The organism is Nocardia sp. NPDC047038 (genome assembly GCF_040644075.1).
Taxonomy (GTDB): domain Bacteria; phylum Actinomycetota; class Actinomycetes; order Mycobacteriales; family Mycobacteriaceae; genus Nocardia; species Nocardia sichangensis.
In genome coordinates this window covers 694565-712007 of record NZ_JBEYVQ010000002.1, presented here as the reverse complement: position 1 = coordinate 712007, position 17443 = coordinate 694565, and the positions used below count along the sequence as shown (strand labels likewise).

Here is a 17443-nt window from a genome sequence, read left to right as displayed (position 1 = left end):
TGCGACGCCCCCCTGCCGAGCTCCTCGTTCACTTCGGACGACAAATGCCAACCCCTCGAGCCCTCACGGCGGCAACGGGCATGGTTGACCATCACCGAGACTTCGCAGCATCCAGGATCGAAACACCGAAACCTGGGAAGCTCCCCTGCTGAGAGCGCGCGAAGATCATATCGCCCGTAACGTTTTGGCAGCAACCAAGTGATCGGGCCGGATACGGAGGAATGCGCGGCGTTCGACGCCGCGTGACGAATGGCCCGCGCGACCGATGCGCGGGCAGGCCGGGCTACGGCGCGGCGTCGAAACGGATGTCGGCGATGGCGGTCTGGAACTGTCCTCCGGAGTTCCCCAGTCCGGTGATCCAGACGAGCACGTAGCGGGCGGCCTGGTCGGCGCGCACCGGGATATCGGTGACGCCGCCGTCCAGCCGGGCGGAACCGATCAGCTGGGTCTGATCCAGCGTCGGCGATCCGGTGGGCGACGTGCGGATCTCCACCGATGTGCCCGCGCTGGGCGAGTTGATCGAGACGTTCGTGAGCTTCGCGGGGGCCGGCAGCGTGGCGAGCAGACCGACCCCCTTCTTGAGCGCCGGGAACTGCTGGAAGTACTGATCGGTGCGCCACTGGGTGCCCGGATCGTTGTCCAGCACCGCGTGGACGTTGGCGACGCCGTCGGCGGTGCCCTCCGGCGAGAACACCGACACGCCGGTCACCGGAACCGGCGCACCGGCCGAGGTGAGGCCCGGGCCCGCGGCGGCGGGCGTCGGCGCCGGTTGGTTGTTCGTCGTCAGGCCGATATTGCGCTGTTCGTTCAGCGGCGCGTCGGAAGCGCTCGGCGCGAACACGCTTACCATCCACCAGATCACCACGCCGACCACCAGCGCGGCGAGGATGCCGAGGCCGACCATGATCCACATCATGCGTTGCGAGCGTTCGCGTTCGGCCGCGAGCAGTTCCGGATCGGCGAGCGAGTCGTCCATGTTCGCGGGAGCGCGCTGGCCAAGCCGCAGCACCGGGATGAAGTCGGTCTTCTGATCGACCACCGACGCCTGCTCCAGCACGTGCTGGACCGTCGCCGCCGTACGCACGCCCTTGTTCGACTCCAACGAGCGCACGGCGACCGCGGAGATCTCGAACGGCACTTCGGGACGGATCTGGCGCGGTTCCACCGGCGTGCCGTCCGGTCCGAAATCGGCCAGCCGCAGCCCGCCGACGGTCGCGGCGGTGCCCGTGACACCGCCGGAGCGGATCGGCCAGCGGGCAGTGATCAGGGAGTAGAGCATCGCACCGAGACCGCGGACGTCGGACTGCGCGTCAGAGTCCGACAGCGTGCCGGGGAAAGCGAGCACCGCGTCACCGGACGCGCTGATGCGCACCCGGTCGGGATGGTCGATGGACAGTGACCCGCCGCCACGGTGCGCCAGCTCGGCCGCCGAGGCGAGGGCGCGGATGGCCCGCGCCGCGCCGATCGGTGACGGCACCGTCTCGGCCATCTCGCGCAGCGAACGACCCGGCGTCCATTCCGCCACCACGATGCCGCCGGAACTGCCGCGCACGACGTCGAGTACGCGGGCGAGGCCGGGCGAGTTGATCCGGCCGAGGCGCAGCGTCCGGGACAGGATCGCCTGGGGACCGTCCTGCCCGGAGTTCTCCGTCGCTTTCTGGTCGGCGTCGACGAAGGTCAGCGCGACCTCGCGATCGAGTTTGATGTCCAGCGCCTGCCAGAACTTCAGGCCGCGGGCGCCGCCGTGACTCGCCAGCAGGCGGTAACGCCCGCCCGCCACCGACGCGCCCGGAATCAACTTGGGGCCGCGCGGGATTCGCCGGGCGCCCAGGTTCTCGCCACCCATCGGCGGCATCTCCGGCGAGCCGACGGGGATCATCCCGGTGTCGTACATCGGATCGCGCGGCGGCAGCTGGTTCTCTTGCGGTCTCGCCGCGTCCTGCTCCGGTCCGGCCGTGCCCGGCCCGTTGTTCGCGTACGCGGGATCCAACGGCTCCCCCGCGGTCGGCGGTACATCGGTGGACAGTCCGCCGGGCGTGGTCGCAGAAGAATCGGCGGCTGGGACGCCGCCCACCGCGTCGTCGCTCACCCTCGGTCCTCCTTCGCCCTGGTATGTCGAGGTTCCGGCGAATTCGCCACTTGTGCTTCTCTGCCGAACAGGGTACGGGAACTCACCCTTGCCGGTGCGGTCAACGGCATCGGGTCGGATCACAGGAAGCACCATGGTCTGGGCGTCCATGTACGGATCGAACCTCGGGTATGCCAAGTAGGGATCAGGCCTGCGCAGCACCTGCGTGACGTAGGGATCTTCGACCGGGCTCTCCAGGTCGAGTTCCGGCGCGGGCGGTGTCCAGCCGAGGCGCCGCGAGACGGCCACGGTGATGGCGACGATCTCCGGAATACCGGCGAGTCGCATCAAGCCGAAGGCCACCGCGAACATCACGATCGCGGTGATCGCCACCCGGATCAGCGAACCGGGACCGCCGAAGGACTCGGTCAGCCGATCCAAGCCGAGTACCCGGTCCACGATCCACATCACCGCGCCGCCCGCGAGTGACGCAAGTACGACACGAGTCACCGTTCGGCCGACGTTCGCCATACGCAGGTCGCCGAGACTGCGGTGCAGTAGGAAACCGCCCACCACGGCGCCGACCGTGAAGCCGAGGCCGTTCGCGACACCGAGCGCGATAACCACGTGCTCGGAGTCGGTGACCACCGGAGCCAGGGCGGAGAAGACGATCTTGGCGGCGGTGATGCCGAGGATGATCCAAGTGGGAATCCACGCCTGCTCCCTGGCGTAGAACACGCGCAAGTGGATCAGCACCAGCGAGTACGGGATCAGTGCGAACGCCGACCAGCTGACCGCGAGACCGAGACGTTCGGCGTCCGATCCGAAGTTGCCGTAGCCATAGAGGGCTTGTCCGACCTGCGGACCGGCCAACGTCAAGAAGGTGACCACGGGCACCAGAGCGATCATGGTCAGCCGGGTGGCCGCGGAGAGATCGTCGACCACCGCGGGCGTGTCGTCGGCGGCGGCGTTGCGGCTCAGCCGGGGCATGATCGCGGTCAGCACCGTGACACCGAGGACGCCGTACGGCAGTTGCAGCAGCAGCCACGCGTTGTTGTAGATCGCCGGGCCTGCCGCGTCGGCATGCGATGAGATCCGGGTGGCGAAGACGAAGCCCGCCTGGCTGATGAGCACGTACAGGATGATCGCCGCGCCCATGCCGCCGAACTGCTTGAGGCGATCATCGATGCCCCACAGCGGGCGCAGGTCGATGCCCGCCCTACGGATCGCCGGAAGGAGGCTGACGGCCTGCACCACAACGCCGACCGTGACGCCGACGCCGAGCACCAGCAGCTTCGGGTCGCTCATGCGGACCGGATCCAGCGTGATCTCCCCCGGCATCAGGACGTACAGCCCGAGGACGGTGAGCACCACCAGGTTGTTCAGTACCGGCGCCCAGGCACCGGGCTTGAACATCTGCCGGGTGTTCAGTATCGCCGTGAGCAGCGCCGACATGCCGTAGAACAGGATCGCGGGCAGCAACAGGAAAGACAGCGCCGTGGTCAGCGCCGTGTTGACCTTGCCGTCGTCGGACAGGAACACGTGTGTGGTCAGCACCGGCGCAGCGGCCGTCGCCAGCAGCGCGGCGGTGGCCAAGACCACGAACGCCGCGGTCACCAGGCGCCGGACGAACGCCTCTCCGCGATCGGGATCCTCCTGCTCCGCGCGCACCAGCGTGGGCACCACGATCGCGGTGAGCACCGCGCCGAGCACCAACTCCGCGATCATGTTCGGGATCTGGCTGGCGACGGTGAACGCGCTTGCGATCGCCGGGCCGAGCACGGTCAGCAGCAGCAGTTGCTTGCCGAACCCCGTGATCCTGCTGATCAGTGTCGCGAACGCGATCGATCCGGAGTCGCTGAGCAGCCGGGAATTCGCGCTCTGCTTCGGCTCGTCGGCCTTCGGTGGCTCTGCGGTGCCGGTGGCGGCGGGCCACTCCCTGGTCCGTGGGCGATCCGGTTCCGCGGGTTCATGCCGTACCGGGGCGGCCGGCCGCTGACGCGGCGGTGGGAACTGCTGCGGCTGCGGCGGGGCGTAGCGCGGCGGCGGCACCCGATCGGATTCCGGCGTGATCGCAGGCATCGGCCCGGAACGGGGTGGGCGCGGCGCGGCCGGGATCGGACCGGACTGCGGAGGCCGTGGCACCGCGGGTATGGCGCCGGAACGAGGTGGACGCGGCGTGGTCGGGATCCCGCCGGACTGCGGGGAACGCGGTGCGGCCGGAATGGCGCCGGACTGCGGCCCACGTGGTCCGGGGGGCGGCGGCGTCTGCCGGACATTGCCAGGCGGGCCGGAAGGCGCAGGCACCTGGCGATTGGGTCCAGGCGGAACGGGGCGGGGCTGGCCAGGACCGGCCGCCGGTGGCGGAGCCGGATATTGGCGTTGGTTCGGTACGGGGCCGGGTCGCGGCGGTGGCGGCACCGGCGGCCTCGGTTGTCCGGCGGGCGGTGGCGGCGGCATGTGCTGACCAGGGCGCGGCTGCGGTGCGGCCGGAGGACGGCTGACCTGCGGCACTCTCGGCGCCTGGCCGTCGTTGTACGGACCGCCGTTCACACCCTGGTGCTCGGCTTCGGCTGGAGCGGGGCTCCGCTCCCACGGCGCGACCGGGGCTCGCCGCACCGGTGGCCCGTCGAGCCGGTCGCTTGGTCGAGGGCGATGAGCCGATATGTCATCGTCGCTCATCATGCCTCCTGTACCAGCCGGGATTCCGCACCCCCATCGGTGCGGTGAGCCGCGGCTCGCCGCAATGGTTCGCCGTGTTCAGCGAACATTCTGTCCGTGGTCCCCGTCCGGATCGGACCGGCTCGGCAACACTGTGATTGTCCTCCACCGTGCCACATGACACTGCGGTACCCCACATCGGCGCAGGTAGCAGCGGTTTACGTGGCCCCGTCGGAGCGGGATCCGTCACCGCGTCTCCTGGAGGTGCTCCTGCTCTTTTTCCTGCGCCCGCAGCACACGCGAGCGCGCGCGCCGGTACCGGTTGACCCGGCGCCTGGTACTCGGATCGAATCCCTCGTCGGCCGGATCGGGCTGCCCGCGGAACCGGCGCCACAAACGGCGACCGGCCAGCAGGAGCAGCAGGAGTGCGGCGCATCCCGTAATTATCGCCAAGGCCTTGCCATAGGCGTTCGAACGCACCGAGACCTGCGTGGGATTGCCGAGCGCGACGCCCTCCGGCGTGGTGAGCGAGATCGGAATGACGAGGTTGCGGCTGTCGCTGACCTCCGTCGGGATCTGGAAGGACCTGGACCCGTTGGCCGGGAGCTGCTGCTCGCCGGGGTCGGTGATCTTCGTCTCGGCAGGCGCCTCGATCCGGAACCTGACCCGGATGGCCACCGGCAGATCGTTGCGCGCGACCAGCAACAGGGGGCTCTGCTCGGACGCGAGCGTGTACACACCGCCCGGCGGCAGCACGGTCACCGAGCGATAGAGCTTGTCCATCGTCCGGGTGTTCTGGTCCAGCCGCCGCTGGGCGAAGGTGTCCGGCGGTGCGGCATCGCCCGCGCGCCGATCCGAGAGGCTCAGTACGCGCAGCAGGTCGTCGCGCAGCGGCGTCAGGAAGTCGTGCGGCGTCGGCTCGGCCTCCGGCACGTCCACCAACGCGCGCATCATCTCGGTGATCCGGCGACTCTGCTCGCGTACCGGCGGCAGGAATCGGTCCGGCACCGCGTCCTGCGCCGCCTGCGGCAGATAGTCCAGCTCGTAGGGCCGCGGGTCCGGCGGCAGCGTCACCAGATCGTGGAACGGACGCGCGGTGGCGAGGTTGCCGCGCAGCAGCTGGTCGACTTGGCGCAGCAGTGCGGTCGCCTCGTCCCGGTTCGCACCCCATTGCTGCGGCGGAACGAGCAACAGCGAGCGCGACGGGTTCGCCTCCGGGTGCAGCGCCTTCCACGAAATCGCTCCGAGAGCGTCCTGCAAGCGCGCCGCTCGTGAGTCGTTGGTCACGTCGTAGCGGACCCGGGACGGGGTGAACGGCGGGGTCGGCGGGTTCGAACCCACCGCGGCGAGCGCGGTCGCGGACCAGATGTCGAACGTCACCGCGTGCAGCGCGGGGTCGGCGGCGGGCGCGGGTGCACTCGCGGTGGGCACCGTATTGCCCGTGACCTGCGGTGCGGGCGCCGGTGCTGTCGGCTGGCTCGCGGTGATATCGGGCAGGCGTACCGCTTCCGGAATCGCCGGGTCGGCCGTGGAGAGAACCTCGTTCCCACCGGATGCGGCTCGGCCGCTCTCACTGCTCGACTGCGCCCAGTCCACGCTTCCCTGCGGAACGGCCGCCGTCGACGCGAGCACGGCGGTACCGAAACCGTGACTGCGCAACAGGGCCCCCGCGCCGTCATCGATGCTGCCGGAATCCGGCAGGCTGACCCCGCGCACCGACCGGGTCGACAGGATCGAGTCGATGATCTCGGCCGGTTCGTTGATCGCGCGCGCGGACAGTGCCGGATCGTTGACCGCGGCCAGCGCGGTGAGATCGACCTGCGCGAACGGCAGTGCCACGGTGCACATCGACCCCGCCATGGCGCGAAGCCGGTCCAGCCAGGTCTGGGCCTGTTCAGCGCCCGCACCCGCTCTGGTCGCGCCGTCGGGATCGGACGGACTGGCGAGCACGCGGTAACCCTTGGTCATCGCGCGCACCGTGAGCAGCAGGTCCGGGTCGATGGCGAGGCACACGGCCGAGGCCAGATCGGTGCTGCGGCCCGCGCTCGGGTTCAACGTCCCCTCCAGCGCGGCCAGCAGTTGATCGAGACGGCCGCCCTTGCCGAGTGAGGCGGCCAATTCGTCGTCGGTGAGCTCGACCTTGCCGTCCACGCTGCCCGGACGACCCCCGACCTGCCGCGGCCGGTCGGCCAGCGGCCACAGCAGCGTGGTCGCCACCGGAGCGTCGGTGGGCGCCGATACCGACGGGGCTCCATCGCTCGCGGCGGGCGGCACGCCGAGCACCGGGAGCAGGAATCGCGCGTCGTCGAGCCTGGCCTGCGTGCCGTAAGCGGGTTCGCCGTTGACGTTCAGCAGCAGCGGGTAGACGCCCGGCTCTGTGATCCGCAGCGACGTGGCGCCGGTCTCGGAACGCAACGGGATGCTCAGCGTGAACTGTTTGCGCTGCCCCGGGTTCAGCCGCTGCGCGACATCTTCGAAGTCGCCGTTCACGTCGTAGTTGACCTCATCGAGGCGCAAGGTGGCGCGCAACCCGATCGGTGTGGTGATCGCCGCCGCCCGCTGGACACGGATGCTGACGTCGTCCACCACACGATCGCCGATATTGGTGACCGTGCCCGCGACCGTGAGCACCGAATCGCTGCCCGCGGTCACTGTGGTCGGCGTCACCGAATCGAGGGACAGCTTCAGGAATTTGGGATTCGTCGAGGTGCCGGACCCGGTCGGTTGCGCTCCCGCCGCCGCGGAATCGAGCAGTGGCAGCGTCGTCACGGGGCCGAGGATGGTCAGGACCGCCACGAAGATCCGGAACAGTCCACGCGTCATCGCTTGCCGGTCTCCATCCGGTCGATCAGCTTGTTCGCCATCTCCGCCAGCCGCCGCTCATCGGCGTAGGCCAACCGAGAATCCAGTTCACTCAACGGAACCCAGGCGACCTGGGTCACTTCCACGTCGGCGTCGGACAGTTCGCCACCGACCGAACGCAGCAGATAATGATGCACCGTTTTGTGTACCCGCCGACCGTCGGTCACGAACCAGTAATCGATGCTGCCGAGTTCGGCGACCACGACACCGTTGATGCCGGTCTCCTCGGCGACCTCGCGGATCGCGGTCTGCTCGGCGGTCTCACCTTCTTCGATATGTCCTTTGGGCAGCGACCACAGTAACCGCCCGCGGCGATCGGTGCGTCCGATGAGGGCCGCGCTTCGCGCTTCCCGTGGACCGTCCAGGCCGTCGACGACCAGTCCACCTGCGGAAGTCTCCCGCACCGTGCGCATCCGCGGCTTCGCGGCATTGGCGGCCGAACCGCGGCGCCGAGGCTGGCGGCGTCGACTGTTCGCGCGATCGGCCGGAGACACCTGGCAATCCTACTGTGTTGAATTTGCCGCGACTTCGTCGCGGCGTGTTCGCGGCCCCTTTGGGGCTCGCGTTTGCGCGGCCGCCGCTTGCTCCTTCGTCGCGTACGCGGCGGCGGCGCAAACGCGAGCCGGGCCGCGAACGACGGATGCTCGGTCTCGCTTCGCTCGAAAGTCGTGGTCAGGGTGCGCTGGGCGCGTAGGTGCCGGAGCGCGGACCGGGTGTGGGCGAGTGGGGCGGCCGGGTGTCGGATCGGTCGGCAGGTGTGGTTCGACGTGGTTTTGACGGTCGTTCTGCGCGGCACGGGCGGTGATCGGAGGATGCTCGGTTCAGGACGGTATTTGTTCGGCCGCGACTTCGAGCCGTGTGTCCGCGGCCTTCGTGCGGGTGACGGCCGTTGGCGACTTCGAGGCGGTCGCCTGGGCGGGAGCCGGGCCGCGAACGACGGATGCTCGGTCTCGCTTCGCTCGAAGGTCGTGGTCGAGGTGCGCCGGGGCGCTGATATCCGAGTATCCGGACCTCGGTGTGTGTAGTGCTGGGCGCATGTCGATTGGTGCTGGTGATGCGTCGTGGATGTGTTGGCTGGTCGACGTGTGCGTTCGTGGTTGTGCGGGTCGCTCCGCCGCAGGCGGATGCCGGGCTTCGTTCTGCCCGGACCTTCGTGGTTCGGTGCACGCGCCTCCGAGCGATCGGCGGTCACCGCAGGCCTGTGGCTCGGAGGTACCGGCGTCTCGGCTCGAACTGGTTCGGTGCACGGAGCGGATTCGGTGCGTGGCTGACGGGTGTGCGGGCGCCGCTGGCTGGGTTGATGTCGGTGTCCTTATATATCTGGGCTGCCGCGGCGGACTTGGCTGCGATAACCGTTGGCATGGCTCGGTAAGCTGCTCATTCGTGGTTGCGCCGAAGTCCAAGGACGCTGTGCTGGATAGACGTACCCGATTGCTGGCCGCCGCGGCGGTGACGCTCGGGGGGCTGTCGGATGTGCTGACGCCGCTGGGCGAGATGTTCGCGGCGCGGGGGCACGAGTTGTACCTGGTGGGTGGCAGCGTGCGGGACGCGGTGCTCGGCAGGCTGGGGACCGACCTGGATTTCACCACCGACGCGCGGCCGGACGCGGTGCAGGACATCTTGCGCGGATGGGCGGACCATCTGTGGGACACCGGGGGCCTGGCGTTCGGCACGGTCAGCGCGGCCAAGGACCGGCAGCAACTGGAGATCACCACGTTCCGCGCCGACAGCTATGACCGGGTGTCCCGCAACCCGGAGGTGACCTTCGGCGACTCGCTCGAGGAAGACCTGGTCCGCCGCGACTTCACGGTGAACGCGATGGCGGTGAAGATCGGCGCGGACGGCGCGCTGGAGTTCGTCGATCCGCTCGACGGCATGACCGCGCTGCTCGACGGCGTGCTGGACACGCCTGCCGCGCCGGAGGATTCGTTCAACGATGATCCGTTGCGGATGCTGCGCGCCGCGCGGTTCGTCTCCCAGCTGGGGTTCGAGCCGCATCCCCGCGTCCGTGCCGCGATCACCGAGATGGCCGACCAGATCGACCGCATCACCGCCGAGCGGGTGCGGGTGGAGCTGGACAAGCTGATCGGCGGGGCGCATCCGATCGACGGCATCAACGTCATGTGTGAGACCGGGCTGGCGCAGCGGGTACTTCCCGAGGTGCCCGCGATGAAGCTGGAGATCGACGAGCACCACCAGCACAAGGACGTCTACTGGCATTCGCTCACCGTGCTCGAACAGGCCATCGACCAAGAGGAGGGCGACCCCGACCTGGTGCTGCGCTGGGCCGCGCTGCTGCACGACATCGGCAAGCCCGACACCAAGCGCAACGAGCCGGGCGGTGGCGTCAGCTTCCACCACCACGAGGTGGTCGGCGCGAAGATGGTGCGCAAACGGATGCGCGCGCTGAAGTACCCGAAGCAATTCACCGAGGACGTCGCCCGGCTGGTCTTCCTGCACCTGCGCTTCCACGGTTACGGCAAGGGCCAGTGGACCGACTCCGCGGTCCGTCGCTACGTCACCGACGCCGCCGAGCTGCTCCCCCGCCTGCACAAGCTGGTCCGGGCCGACTGCACCACTCGCAACAAGCGCAGGGCCGCCGCGCTGCGCGCCACCTACGACGAACTGGAAACGCGGATCGAGCGGTTGCGGGAGCAGGAGGATCTGGCCAAGGTCCGCCCGGACCTGGATGGCAACGCGATCATGGAGCTGCTCGGCCTGCCCCCGGGCCCCGAGGTGGGCCGGGCCTGGCGCCACCTGAAGGAACTGCGCTTGGACCACGGCCCGCTCAGCCGGGACGAAGCCGAGGCGGCGCTGCTCGAATGGTGGAAGACGCAGGCCTGAGCAGGTCAGAAGACGATCAGGGTGGTGCCGGCCAGGATCGCCGAGCGCATCTGGGCGAGGTCGAAGGACCCGGCGATTTCCGGCAGTTCGACGCGGAAGCGGATCAGGTCGCCTTCCCGTTGGGCGCGTACAATCCGCGCGTTCTCGGGCAGGTGCTCCAGTGGCAGAACGGGGACGTCGATCATGCGGCGCGGAACGCGGAAGCCGAGCCAGGTCACTCGCCGTACCGCGATGTCCAGGCGGTTGTCCGTGACCGACGCGTCCACCAGGGCGGTGACCAGTCGTCTGCGGTGCCTTGCTCGGATCAGCCCGCCGGAGTGCACGTCCAAGTCCCAGTCCAGCGGCTGGGTGTTGAGCCATCCGACCAGCGCCGCCGTGGTGACGGTGCCGATGAGGTCGAGCCGGGCGGTGCGCACCTTCGTCGGCACGCCCGGAATCAGGCGGACGCCGTGCGCGATCACCGTCACGGACTCGATCGCGTGATCGTCCCACCGCAGCCGCGACAGCACGGTCTTGGTCTGGAAGTGCGCGCCGCGACGGCGCACCTTCAGCACTTGCAAGGTGGCGTGCAGGTCGTGACCGAGCAGGGTCGCGCTGACCTCCTGTCCGCCGAACCGGCTCAGGATGCCCTCGCTGAGCATGGTCATCAGCACGTCCGGCAGCAGCGCTGTGACCGTGCCCGCGCCGAGGTCGGCGACCGGATCCATCCAGGCCGTGCTGAGCGTGACCCACTGCTCCAGCCAGGACTGATCGAACAGACGCTTTCCGAGATCGACGGCCCGAAGCGGCGACCAGGACTTCGGATCGAAATACGTGGCCATGATTGGATCGAGCGTACTTGGCCCGGGGCCCCGGACTCGTGCGCTGTGACCCAGGTCGCGCGGATCGGCCGTCCTTGCCTGGGTGAACGCTCGAGCACGAGAATCGAAAGGCCGGTCACACACCGCTGGGAGGACGCACATGGCGCTGGATCTGAACAGTGATCTCGGCGAGGGCTTCGGGCCGTGGACGATGGGCGACGACGCCGCCATGCTCGACATCGTCACCAGCGCGAACATCGCCTGCGGATTCCACGCGGGTGACCCCGCGATCATGCGCAGGACCTGTGGGCTCGCGGTGGAGAAGGGAGTGCGGATCGGCGCCCATGTGGGTTATCGCGATCTGGCCGGTTTCGGTCGGCGCGAGATCGCCGTCGCGCCCGGTGAGCTGCGCGACGAGGTGCTGTATCAGATCGGCGGCCTCGACGCTTTCGCGAAGGCCGCAGGAGACCGGGTGCGCTACGTGAAACCGCATGGGGCCCTCTATCACTCGGCCGCGCGCGATCGGAAGCTGGCCGATGCGGTGCTGGCCGCGATGGCGGAGTACGACCCGCGGCTGGCCCTGCTCGGCCCCGCCGGAACGCAGTTGGAGTCGGCAGCGGAGGCTGCCGGGGTGCGCTTCGTCGGAGAAGGATTCGCCGACCGCGCGTACACCCCCGATGGCTCGCTGGCACCGCGCGGCACGCCGGGGGCGGTATTGGGGCCGCAGGACGCGGTGGCTCAAGCGATCTCGATCGCCAAGTCGGGAGCCACACGCACTGCCGACGGATCCGGCGAGGTCGCGGTGCGCGCCGCGAGTATCTGCGTGCACGGCGATTCGCCCGCGGCGGTGGAGATGGCCCGGCACATCCGCACCGCGCTGGACGAAGTCGGGGTGCCGGTGGAGTCGTTCGGCTGAGGCCGCGAGATGAAGACCACGGGCGCGGTGACGCACGCGCAGCGGAAGGCGGCCGAGGAAGCGATCCGGTCGGCGGGTGATCGGGCGTTGCTGATCACTCCCCCTCGGCGAGACACGGTGGTGGAGCTCGTCACCGCGCTGCGGGAGCGTCCGATACCCGGCGTGCAGGACTTCCTTCCGGCCGCGGAAACCGTACTTCTGACGCTCGATTCACCGCGCGCCGCGGAAGCGGTCCACCGGTCGCTGACCACGCTCTTGGTCACCTTGAACGCCGAGCGGTCGGCCGCTGTTTCCCGTGGAACATCGGCCGACAAAGCTCTCCGCGTCGAACCGGTGTCGATTCCGGTGCGCTACGACGGCGCCGACCTCGACGACGTGGCCAGGATGCTGGACGTCACGACCGCGGAAGTGATCGCCGCGCACACCGGGACGGTGTGGCGGTGTGCATTCGTCGGATTCGCGCCGGGCTTCGGCTACCTGGAATCGCCTGACGGACGGTTGTCCGTCGCGCGCAGAGCGCAGGCGCGTACATCGATTCCGGCGGGCGCCGTCGCCCTTGCCGGTGGATACAGTGCGGTGTATCCGCGGAGCACGCCCGGTGGGTGGCAGCTGATCGGGACCACCGACCTCAGGATGTGGGATGTCGAGCGCGACCCGCCCGCGTTGATCCGCGCGGGCGCCACGGTTCGATTCCTCGACGCGAGGGACGGCGGATGATCGTCGTCGAAGCGGTCGGTCCGCTGGCGACCATCCAGGATCTCGGGCGGCCGGGCTGGTTCGATTCCGGTGTCGGGCCCGCGGGGGCGGCGGATCGCGGGTCGCTGCGACTGGCCAATCGGTTGGTCGGCAACCCGGAGGGGCATGCGGCGATCGAAGTCCTGCTCGGTGGCCTCGCGCTGCACGCCGAGGAGCACGTCATGCTGGCGGTGACGGGTGCTCCGGCCCCCGCTACCGTCGACGGCAGGCCCGTTGGTCACGCGAGCGTGCTGGAACTCGAACCGGGACAGGCGCTGCGGCTGGGCTACGCGTCGGTCGGGCTCCGCAGCTATGTCGCGGTGCGCGGCGGCATCGACGTGCCGGAGACGCTCGGTTCCCGTAGCCGCGACACCATGTCTGGTTTGGGGCCGGAACCGCTGCGGAAAGGTGATCGCCTCCCGGTCGGATCTTCTCCGCACACGATCCCGGTCGTGGACTTCGCCCCTGTCGCCGAGTTACCCGCGGACGTCGTCACCGTGCGCGCTGTGCTCGGTCCGCGCGACGATTGGTTCGCCGACGCCACGGCCTTGTTCGCGGGCGAGTGGGAGATCTCCCCCGACACCGACCGGATCGGCGCCCGATTGGAACGTCGCACCGGCCCGGCGCTGACCAGGAAGGTCACTCGCGAACTGCCGACCGAAGGCATGGCGCTCGGCTCGATCCAGGTGCCGCCGAGCGGACAACCGGTCGTCTTCCTGGCCGATCACCCGGTCACCGGCGGATATCCGGTGGTCGCGGTGGTCGTCGACGCCGACGTCGACGCCATCGCGCAGACGCGGCCCGGTCAACCCGTGCGGTTCGTGCGGGCGGGCTGACCCCGGTTCGCTCCCGGCTGGAGCCGGGCGTGCATCAGGTACACGTTGTAGCTGTCCCACGCCGAGAGCATGAAGTACAGGTCCTCGCCGGTCGACCACGGATGGATGAACCCGCCGTAGGACTTCGGGTAGTCGGCGGTGGACACCAGCGGGATCGCGTCCGTCCACGCACCCTGCGGGCTCGCCGCGGTACGCAGCACGATCGCGCCCCGGGCCGAATCCAGGTACACCATCTGCCACTGCTCGGTCTTCCGGTCGTAGCGCACCGAGAGCTCGCTGGCGATGCCGAGCACCAACGGGGTGGCCTCGTTCTCGGCGGTGGGCGCCCAGGTGCCGCCCACCCAATACTGATACGCGGACTTGTTCAGCACCTGGTGCTTCGGCACACGCGCCAGCGCGATCGTGCCGATGCGTCCGTTGGGTGTGCCGAACATGTAGACGTAATCGCCCTGCGGCACCATCGCCGCGACCTGGAACTTGCCGAGCCCGAACAGGTTCTCCCACTTGGCGTGCTGGTCTTTCTTCCAGGTGCGCCCGCGGTCGTCGGAATAGGCGAGGCCGCCGTAGTTGGTCCACCACAGACCCGGTATGCGGCTCCATCTGTTCACCGACATGTAGCTGAGGTACTGCCGATTCCCGATGGCGAACCCGGAGGTCGGGATGGTGGTGGTCTCCCAGTTCTTGATCTTGCGGCTGCCCAGGATCTCAGCGGCGTGGCAGCGGCTGTCCTGCGCGAAGGTGTCCAGCGTCAGGCCGTCGGACAGATCGCGGTCGGTGCTGAAACCGATGACGTTGCTGCGCCAGTCCTGGTCGTCGTTGCCCGCGCCGCCGACACCCCAGCCCTTGCCGAAGGTGTCGCCGAAAACCACGGCGATCTCGCCGGGCGTCGTCTCCCACATGAGGCCGAGATCGGTGCCGTCGACCTGCCAGCGCATGTCGGTGCGGTTCTCCGAGCCGTGTCCGGTCACCTGGCCGACCAGTTGGACCGACTCCACCGTCGGCGCGGCCACCGGAGCCGCGAGCGGGCCGGGTTCGGCCGGATGTACCACCTGCGGCGGAGCGGGCTGTGGCTCCTCGCCGGGCCCTCCGGGAACCGGGACCGGAATCGGCTCGGTCTCCGGCTTGAATTCGATGCGCGGCAGTTTGACCGGCGACCCGGAACCGGAGGAAGAACCGGAGTCATCGTTCGAACCGGAGCCGGAACCGCTGCCCGAACCGGATCCGGATGACGAGCCGGAGGAGCCGGGTTTCTCGTCGGTGCCCGTCTCGGGCGTCGGGCTGGGATCGGGATCGGGCTCGGGATGTGCGGGGTAGTCCCTGATGTCCGGGCACGGGTTTTCACACGGATTCTCCGGCAGCGGATCCGGGAAGATCCGTGTGTTGTCGTGCGGTGGGTCGGGCACGGGGACCGGAGTGAGTTCCGGGATCGGGACGGGAATGTCGATCTGCGGCGGCAGCGGTGGCGGCGGAGGCTGCGCGGGATCGGGTTCGCGGTTGAGCGGGTCGAAACCGATTTCACCGCAACTGTTGACCGGCGGCGGCGCCCACGGAAACGGTGCGGCCTGCGCGGTGGGCGTCGGTACGGTGAGGACGCCGACGAGCAGTGCGCCGAATAAGGCGGGTACACAAGGCGATTTGCTTCCGGATGCGCGCATCAGGTCGGCCCGGCCGCGCTCGTCAGGCGATCGGATGTCCGGTGGCGGACCGAGCCTCCCACGCGCTCAGCAGTTCTCGTACCGCATCGGGGTCGTGCACCGGAGAACCCATGTCGTGTTGTCTCCTGTCGGTCGGCTGCTGACGAGCCAACTTACCGGAACAACCGCTGGAAACGGGGACGGCGAATCGAAAAAGACCCGCGCAATGGAACCGGCGCCGGGCCGCGTGCGTCCAAGGACATATGAACGAGATCGAGTACGTGTTCGGCACCGGTGACGGAGTCGTGCACGTCTGGACGAGCGAGGCCGACCTGGAACTCGGCGACACGGGCGCGGCCGACGCGGTGCGGCTGGACTTCGACGGAGACGGCATCGCCGATGACGCGCTGTGGGATTCGGCTGGTTCGGGCCGCGCCGATATCGCCGCGCTGGATCTGGACGACGACGGCGTGCTCGACCATTTCTTCACCGATCCCACCGGCCTCGGTACGTGGAACCATCAGATCACCGGCCTACCCGGCGATACGGCGAGCGAGCCGCTGGACTGGAGCGTGCGCACGGACACGGAGGCACCGGATCGTCTGCTCGGCGAAGCGCGACTATCGGATTCGCGGCGGGATGCCGATCGTTCGGAGGACGACGCGTTGCCCGAGCACCTCGCACACCTGAACCGCGACCGGCGCGACCCGGGCGACGATCCGCTGCTCAGCTGACCGCGCGGCGGCGCGTGTTCAGCGCGATGGCCACGATCCCCGCGGCGTAGATGGCGGCGCCGGCCAGCACCACGATCGCCGATCGGCCGTCGTTCGGAATGATCAGGGCCGCGATCACGATCGCCAGCACGAACGCGACATTGAACACCGTGTCCTGCAACGCGAACACCTGTCCGCGGCGGGCGTCGTCGATGTCTATCTGCATGGTCGCGTCACCGGTCAGCTTGATCGTCTGCCCGGCGAGTCCCAGCAGGAACGCACCGATCAAGAGGAGTTCGTGCGCACGCTCCACCGCGGCGGCCGAGTCGGCGAACGCGATCGGCGTGACCAGCGTGAGTTGCACCAGCATCGCGGTGATCAGACCGGCCACCACGGTGCGCGCGCGGCCCAGCCGCGGAATGAGCAGCGGCGCGACGACGGCGGCCACCAGCATGCCCGCCGCGGTGGCGGCGATCGTGACGCCGAAACCGACCAGGCCACCACTGAGCCCGGAGCCGTCCACCGGGGTCTGGCGCAGCACCAGCACCATGATCAGCGTATTCATGCCGAAGACGATCCGATGGGTGCCGATGCCCAGCATCGCCGTCGTGACCGCTTTCGATTCCCACACCGCCGTGGCCCCGGTACGCAGACCGGTAGCGATCGCGTGCACGGTGTTGTCGCCCTTCGCCGCGCCGGGCGCCGGGCCGAGCACGCGCGGCCGGAACCCCGCCGCCAGCGCCGCGCCCAGCAGCGACCCGATACCGCTGATCGCCACTGCGACCGCCGAGGCGAAGTCTCCCGCCCCGATCAGTCCGATCACACCCACCGCGACGGCCGCACCGGCACCAGCGCACCCGGAGGCCACTGTGGCCAGCACCGAGTTCATCGGCACCAGCCACGCCTGCGGCAGTACGCGCGGCAGCGCGGCCGAGACGCCCGCGAGGACGAATCGGCTGACGCCCACCACCGCCAAAGCCAGCAACAGCAGCGGCGTCTCGCCGGCCCCGGCCAGCAGCCCTGCGCTGACCAGCGCGATCAGCACCGCGCGCAGCACGTTGGCGACCAGCAGCACGGTGCGCCGGTCCCAGCGATCCAGCAGTGCGCCCGCGTACGGCCCGATCAGCGAATACGGCAGCAGCAGCACCGCGAAGCCCGCCGCGATGGCCAGCGGATCGGTCTGCCGTTCGGGGTTGAACAGAATCGCGCCGGACAGGGCCGCCTGGAACATCCCGTCGCCGAATTGCCCTGCGAAACGCACCACGGCCAGCCGCGACACGCCCGGACTCTGCCGAAGTGTTGCGCGCAGTCCACCCGGCCGTTGCTCTGCGGGAGTGAGGCCTTCGGCGTGACCAGTCGACACGTTCGCGAGCG

General features: G+C 69.4%; 11 protein-coding genes. 5 read left to right on the top strand and 6 right to left on the bottom strand.

Features of this window, described 5'->3' with window-relative positions:
- Window positions 1-283: 283 nt before the first annotated feature.
- From ABZ824_RS11500 to ABZ824_RS11490, 3 genes are all read right to left on the bottom strand, one after another.
- Window positions 284-4150, bottom strand: a complete 3867-nt coding sequence (locus tag ABZ824_RS11500) for a murein biosynthesis integral membrane protein MurJ (RefSeq protein WP_356963224.1) — start codon at window positions 4148-4150, stop codon at window positions 284-286.
- Between the two features lie 825 nt (window positions 4151-4975).
- Window positions 4976-7552, bottom strand: a complete 2577-nt coding sequence (locus tag ABZ824_RS11495) for a DUF6049 family protein (RefSeq protein WP_356963223.1) — start codon at window positions 7550-7552, stop codon at window positions 4976-4978.
- The gene (locus ABZ824_RS11490; RefSeq protein ID WP_039803412.1) at window positions 7549-8085 is read right to left on the bottom strand and encodes an NUDIX hydrolase; all 537 of its coding nucleotides are present in this window, start codon (window positions 8083-8085) and stop codon (window positions 7549-7551) included. Before ABZ824_RS11490 ends, ABZ824_RS11495 begins: the two co-directional genes overlap by 4 nt.
- 889 nt (window positions 8086-8974) lie before the next feature.
- Here ABZ824_RS11490 and ABZ824_RS11485 point away from each other — a divergent pair.
- Window positions 8975-10435, top strand: coding sequence for a CCA tRNA nucleotidyltransferase (locus tag ABZ824_RS11485; protein ID WP_356963222.1), 1461 nt, complete (start codon window positions 8975-8977; stop codon window positions 10433-10435).
- 5 nt (window positions 10436-10440) lie between these two features.
- On the opposite strand, the gene ABZ824_RS11480 is transcribed toward ABZ824_RS11485, so the two are convergent.
- Window positions 10441-11256 (bottom strand): hypothetical protein, encoded by an 816-nt coding sequence (locus ABZ824_RS11480; RefSeq protein WP_356963221.1) that lies wholly within the window; start codon window positions 11254-11256, stop codon window positions 10441-10443.
- Between the two features lie 139 nt (window positions 11257-11395).
- Between ABZ824_RS11480 and ABZ824_RS11475 the strand changes: the two genes are divergently transcribed.
- Genes ABZ824_RS11475 through ABZ824_RS11465 form a run of 3 tightly spaced genes read left to right on the top strand, consistent with a single transcriptional unit; the run spans window position 11396 to window position 13722 of the window.
- On the top strand, window positions 11396-12151 hold the full coding sequence (locus tag ABZ824_RS11475) for a 5-oxoprolinase subunit PxpA (protein WP_356963219.1): 756 nt from the start codon (window positions 11396-11398) through the stop codon (window positions 12149-12151).
- A 9-nt stretch (window positions 12152-12160) separates the two neighbouring features.
- The gene (locus ABZ824_RS11470; RefSeq protein WP_355078840.1) at window positions 12161-12868 is read left to right on the top strand and encodes an allophanate hydrolase subunit 1; all 708 of its coding nucleotides are present in this window, start codon (window positions 12161-12163) and stop codon (window positions 12866-12868) included.
- Window positions 12865-13722 carry a biotin-dependent carboxyltransferase family protein gene (locus tag ABZ824_RS11465; RefSeq protein WP_355078841.1) on the top strand — a complete coding sequence of 286 codons (858 nt, stop codon included), beginning with the start codon at window positions 12865-12867 and terminating at the stop codon, window positions 13720-13722. The genes ABZ824_RS11470 and ABZ824_RS11465 overlap by 4 nt, the downstream gene beginning before the upstream one ends.
- Here ABZ824_RS11465 and ABZ824_RS11460 read toward each other — a convergent pair.
- Window positions 13692-15377, bottom strand: coding sequence for a DUF4185 domain-containing protein (locus ABZ824_RS11460; protein WP_356963217.1), 1686 nt, complete (start codon window positions 15375-15377; stop codon window positions 13692-13694). The two genes, ABZ824_RS11465 and ABZ824_RS11460, sit on opposite strands and share 31 nt — an antisense overlap.
- A gap of 242 nt (window positions 15378-15619) precedes the next feature.
- Between ABZ824_RS11460 and ABZ824_RS11455 the strand changes: the two genes are divergently transcribed.
- On the top strand, window positions 15620-16090 hold the full coding sequence (locus ABZ824_RS11455; RefSeq protein WP_355078843.1) for a hypothetical protein: 471 nt from the start codon (window positions 15620-15622) through the stop codon (window positions 16088-16090).
- On the opposite strand, the gene ABZ824_RS11450 is transcribed toward ABZ824_RS11455, so the two are convergent.
- Window positions 16083-17378: an MFS transporter gene (locus ABZ824_RS11450; protein WP_356963492.1), complete on the bottom strand. Its 1296-nt coding sequence runs from the start codon at window positions 17376-17378 to the stop codon at window positions 16083-16085. The genes ABZ824_RS11455 and ABZ824_RS11450 overlap by 8 nt on opposite strands.
- Window positions 17379-17443: the final 65 nt, after the last annotated feature.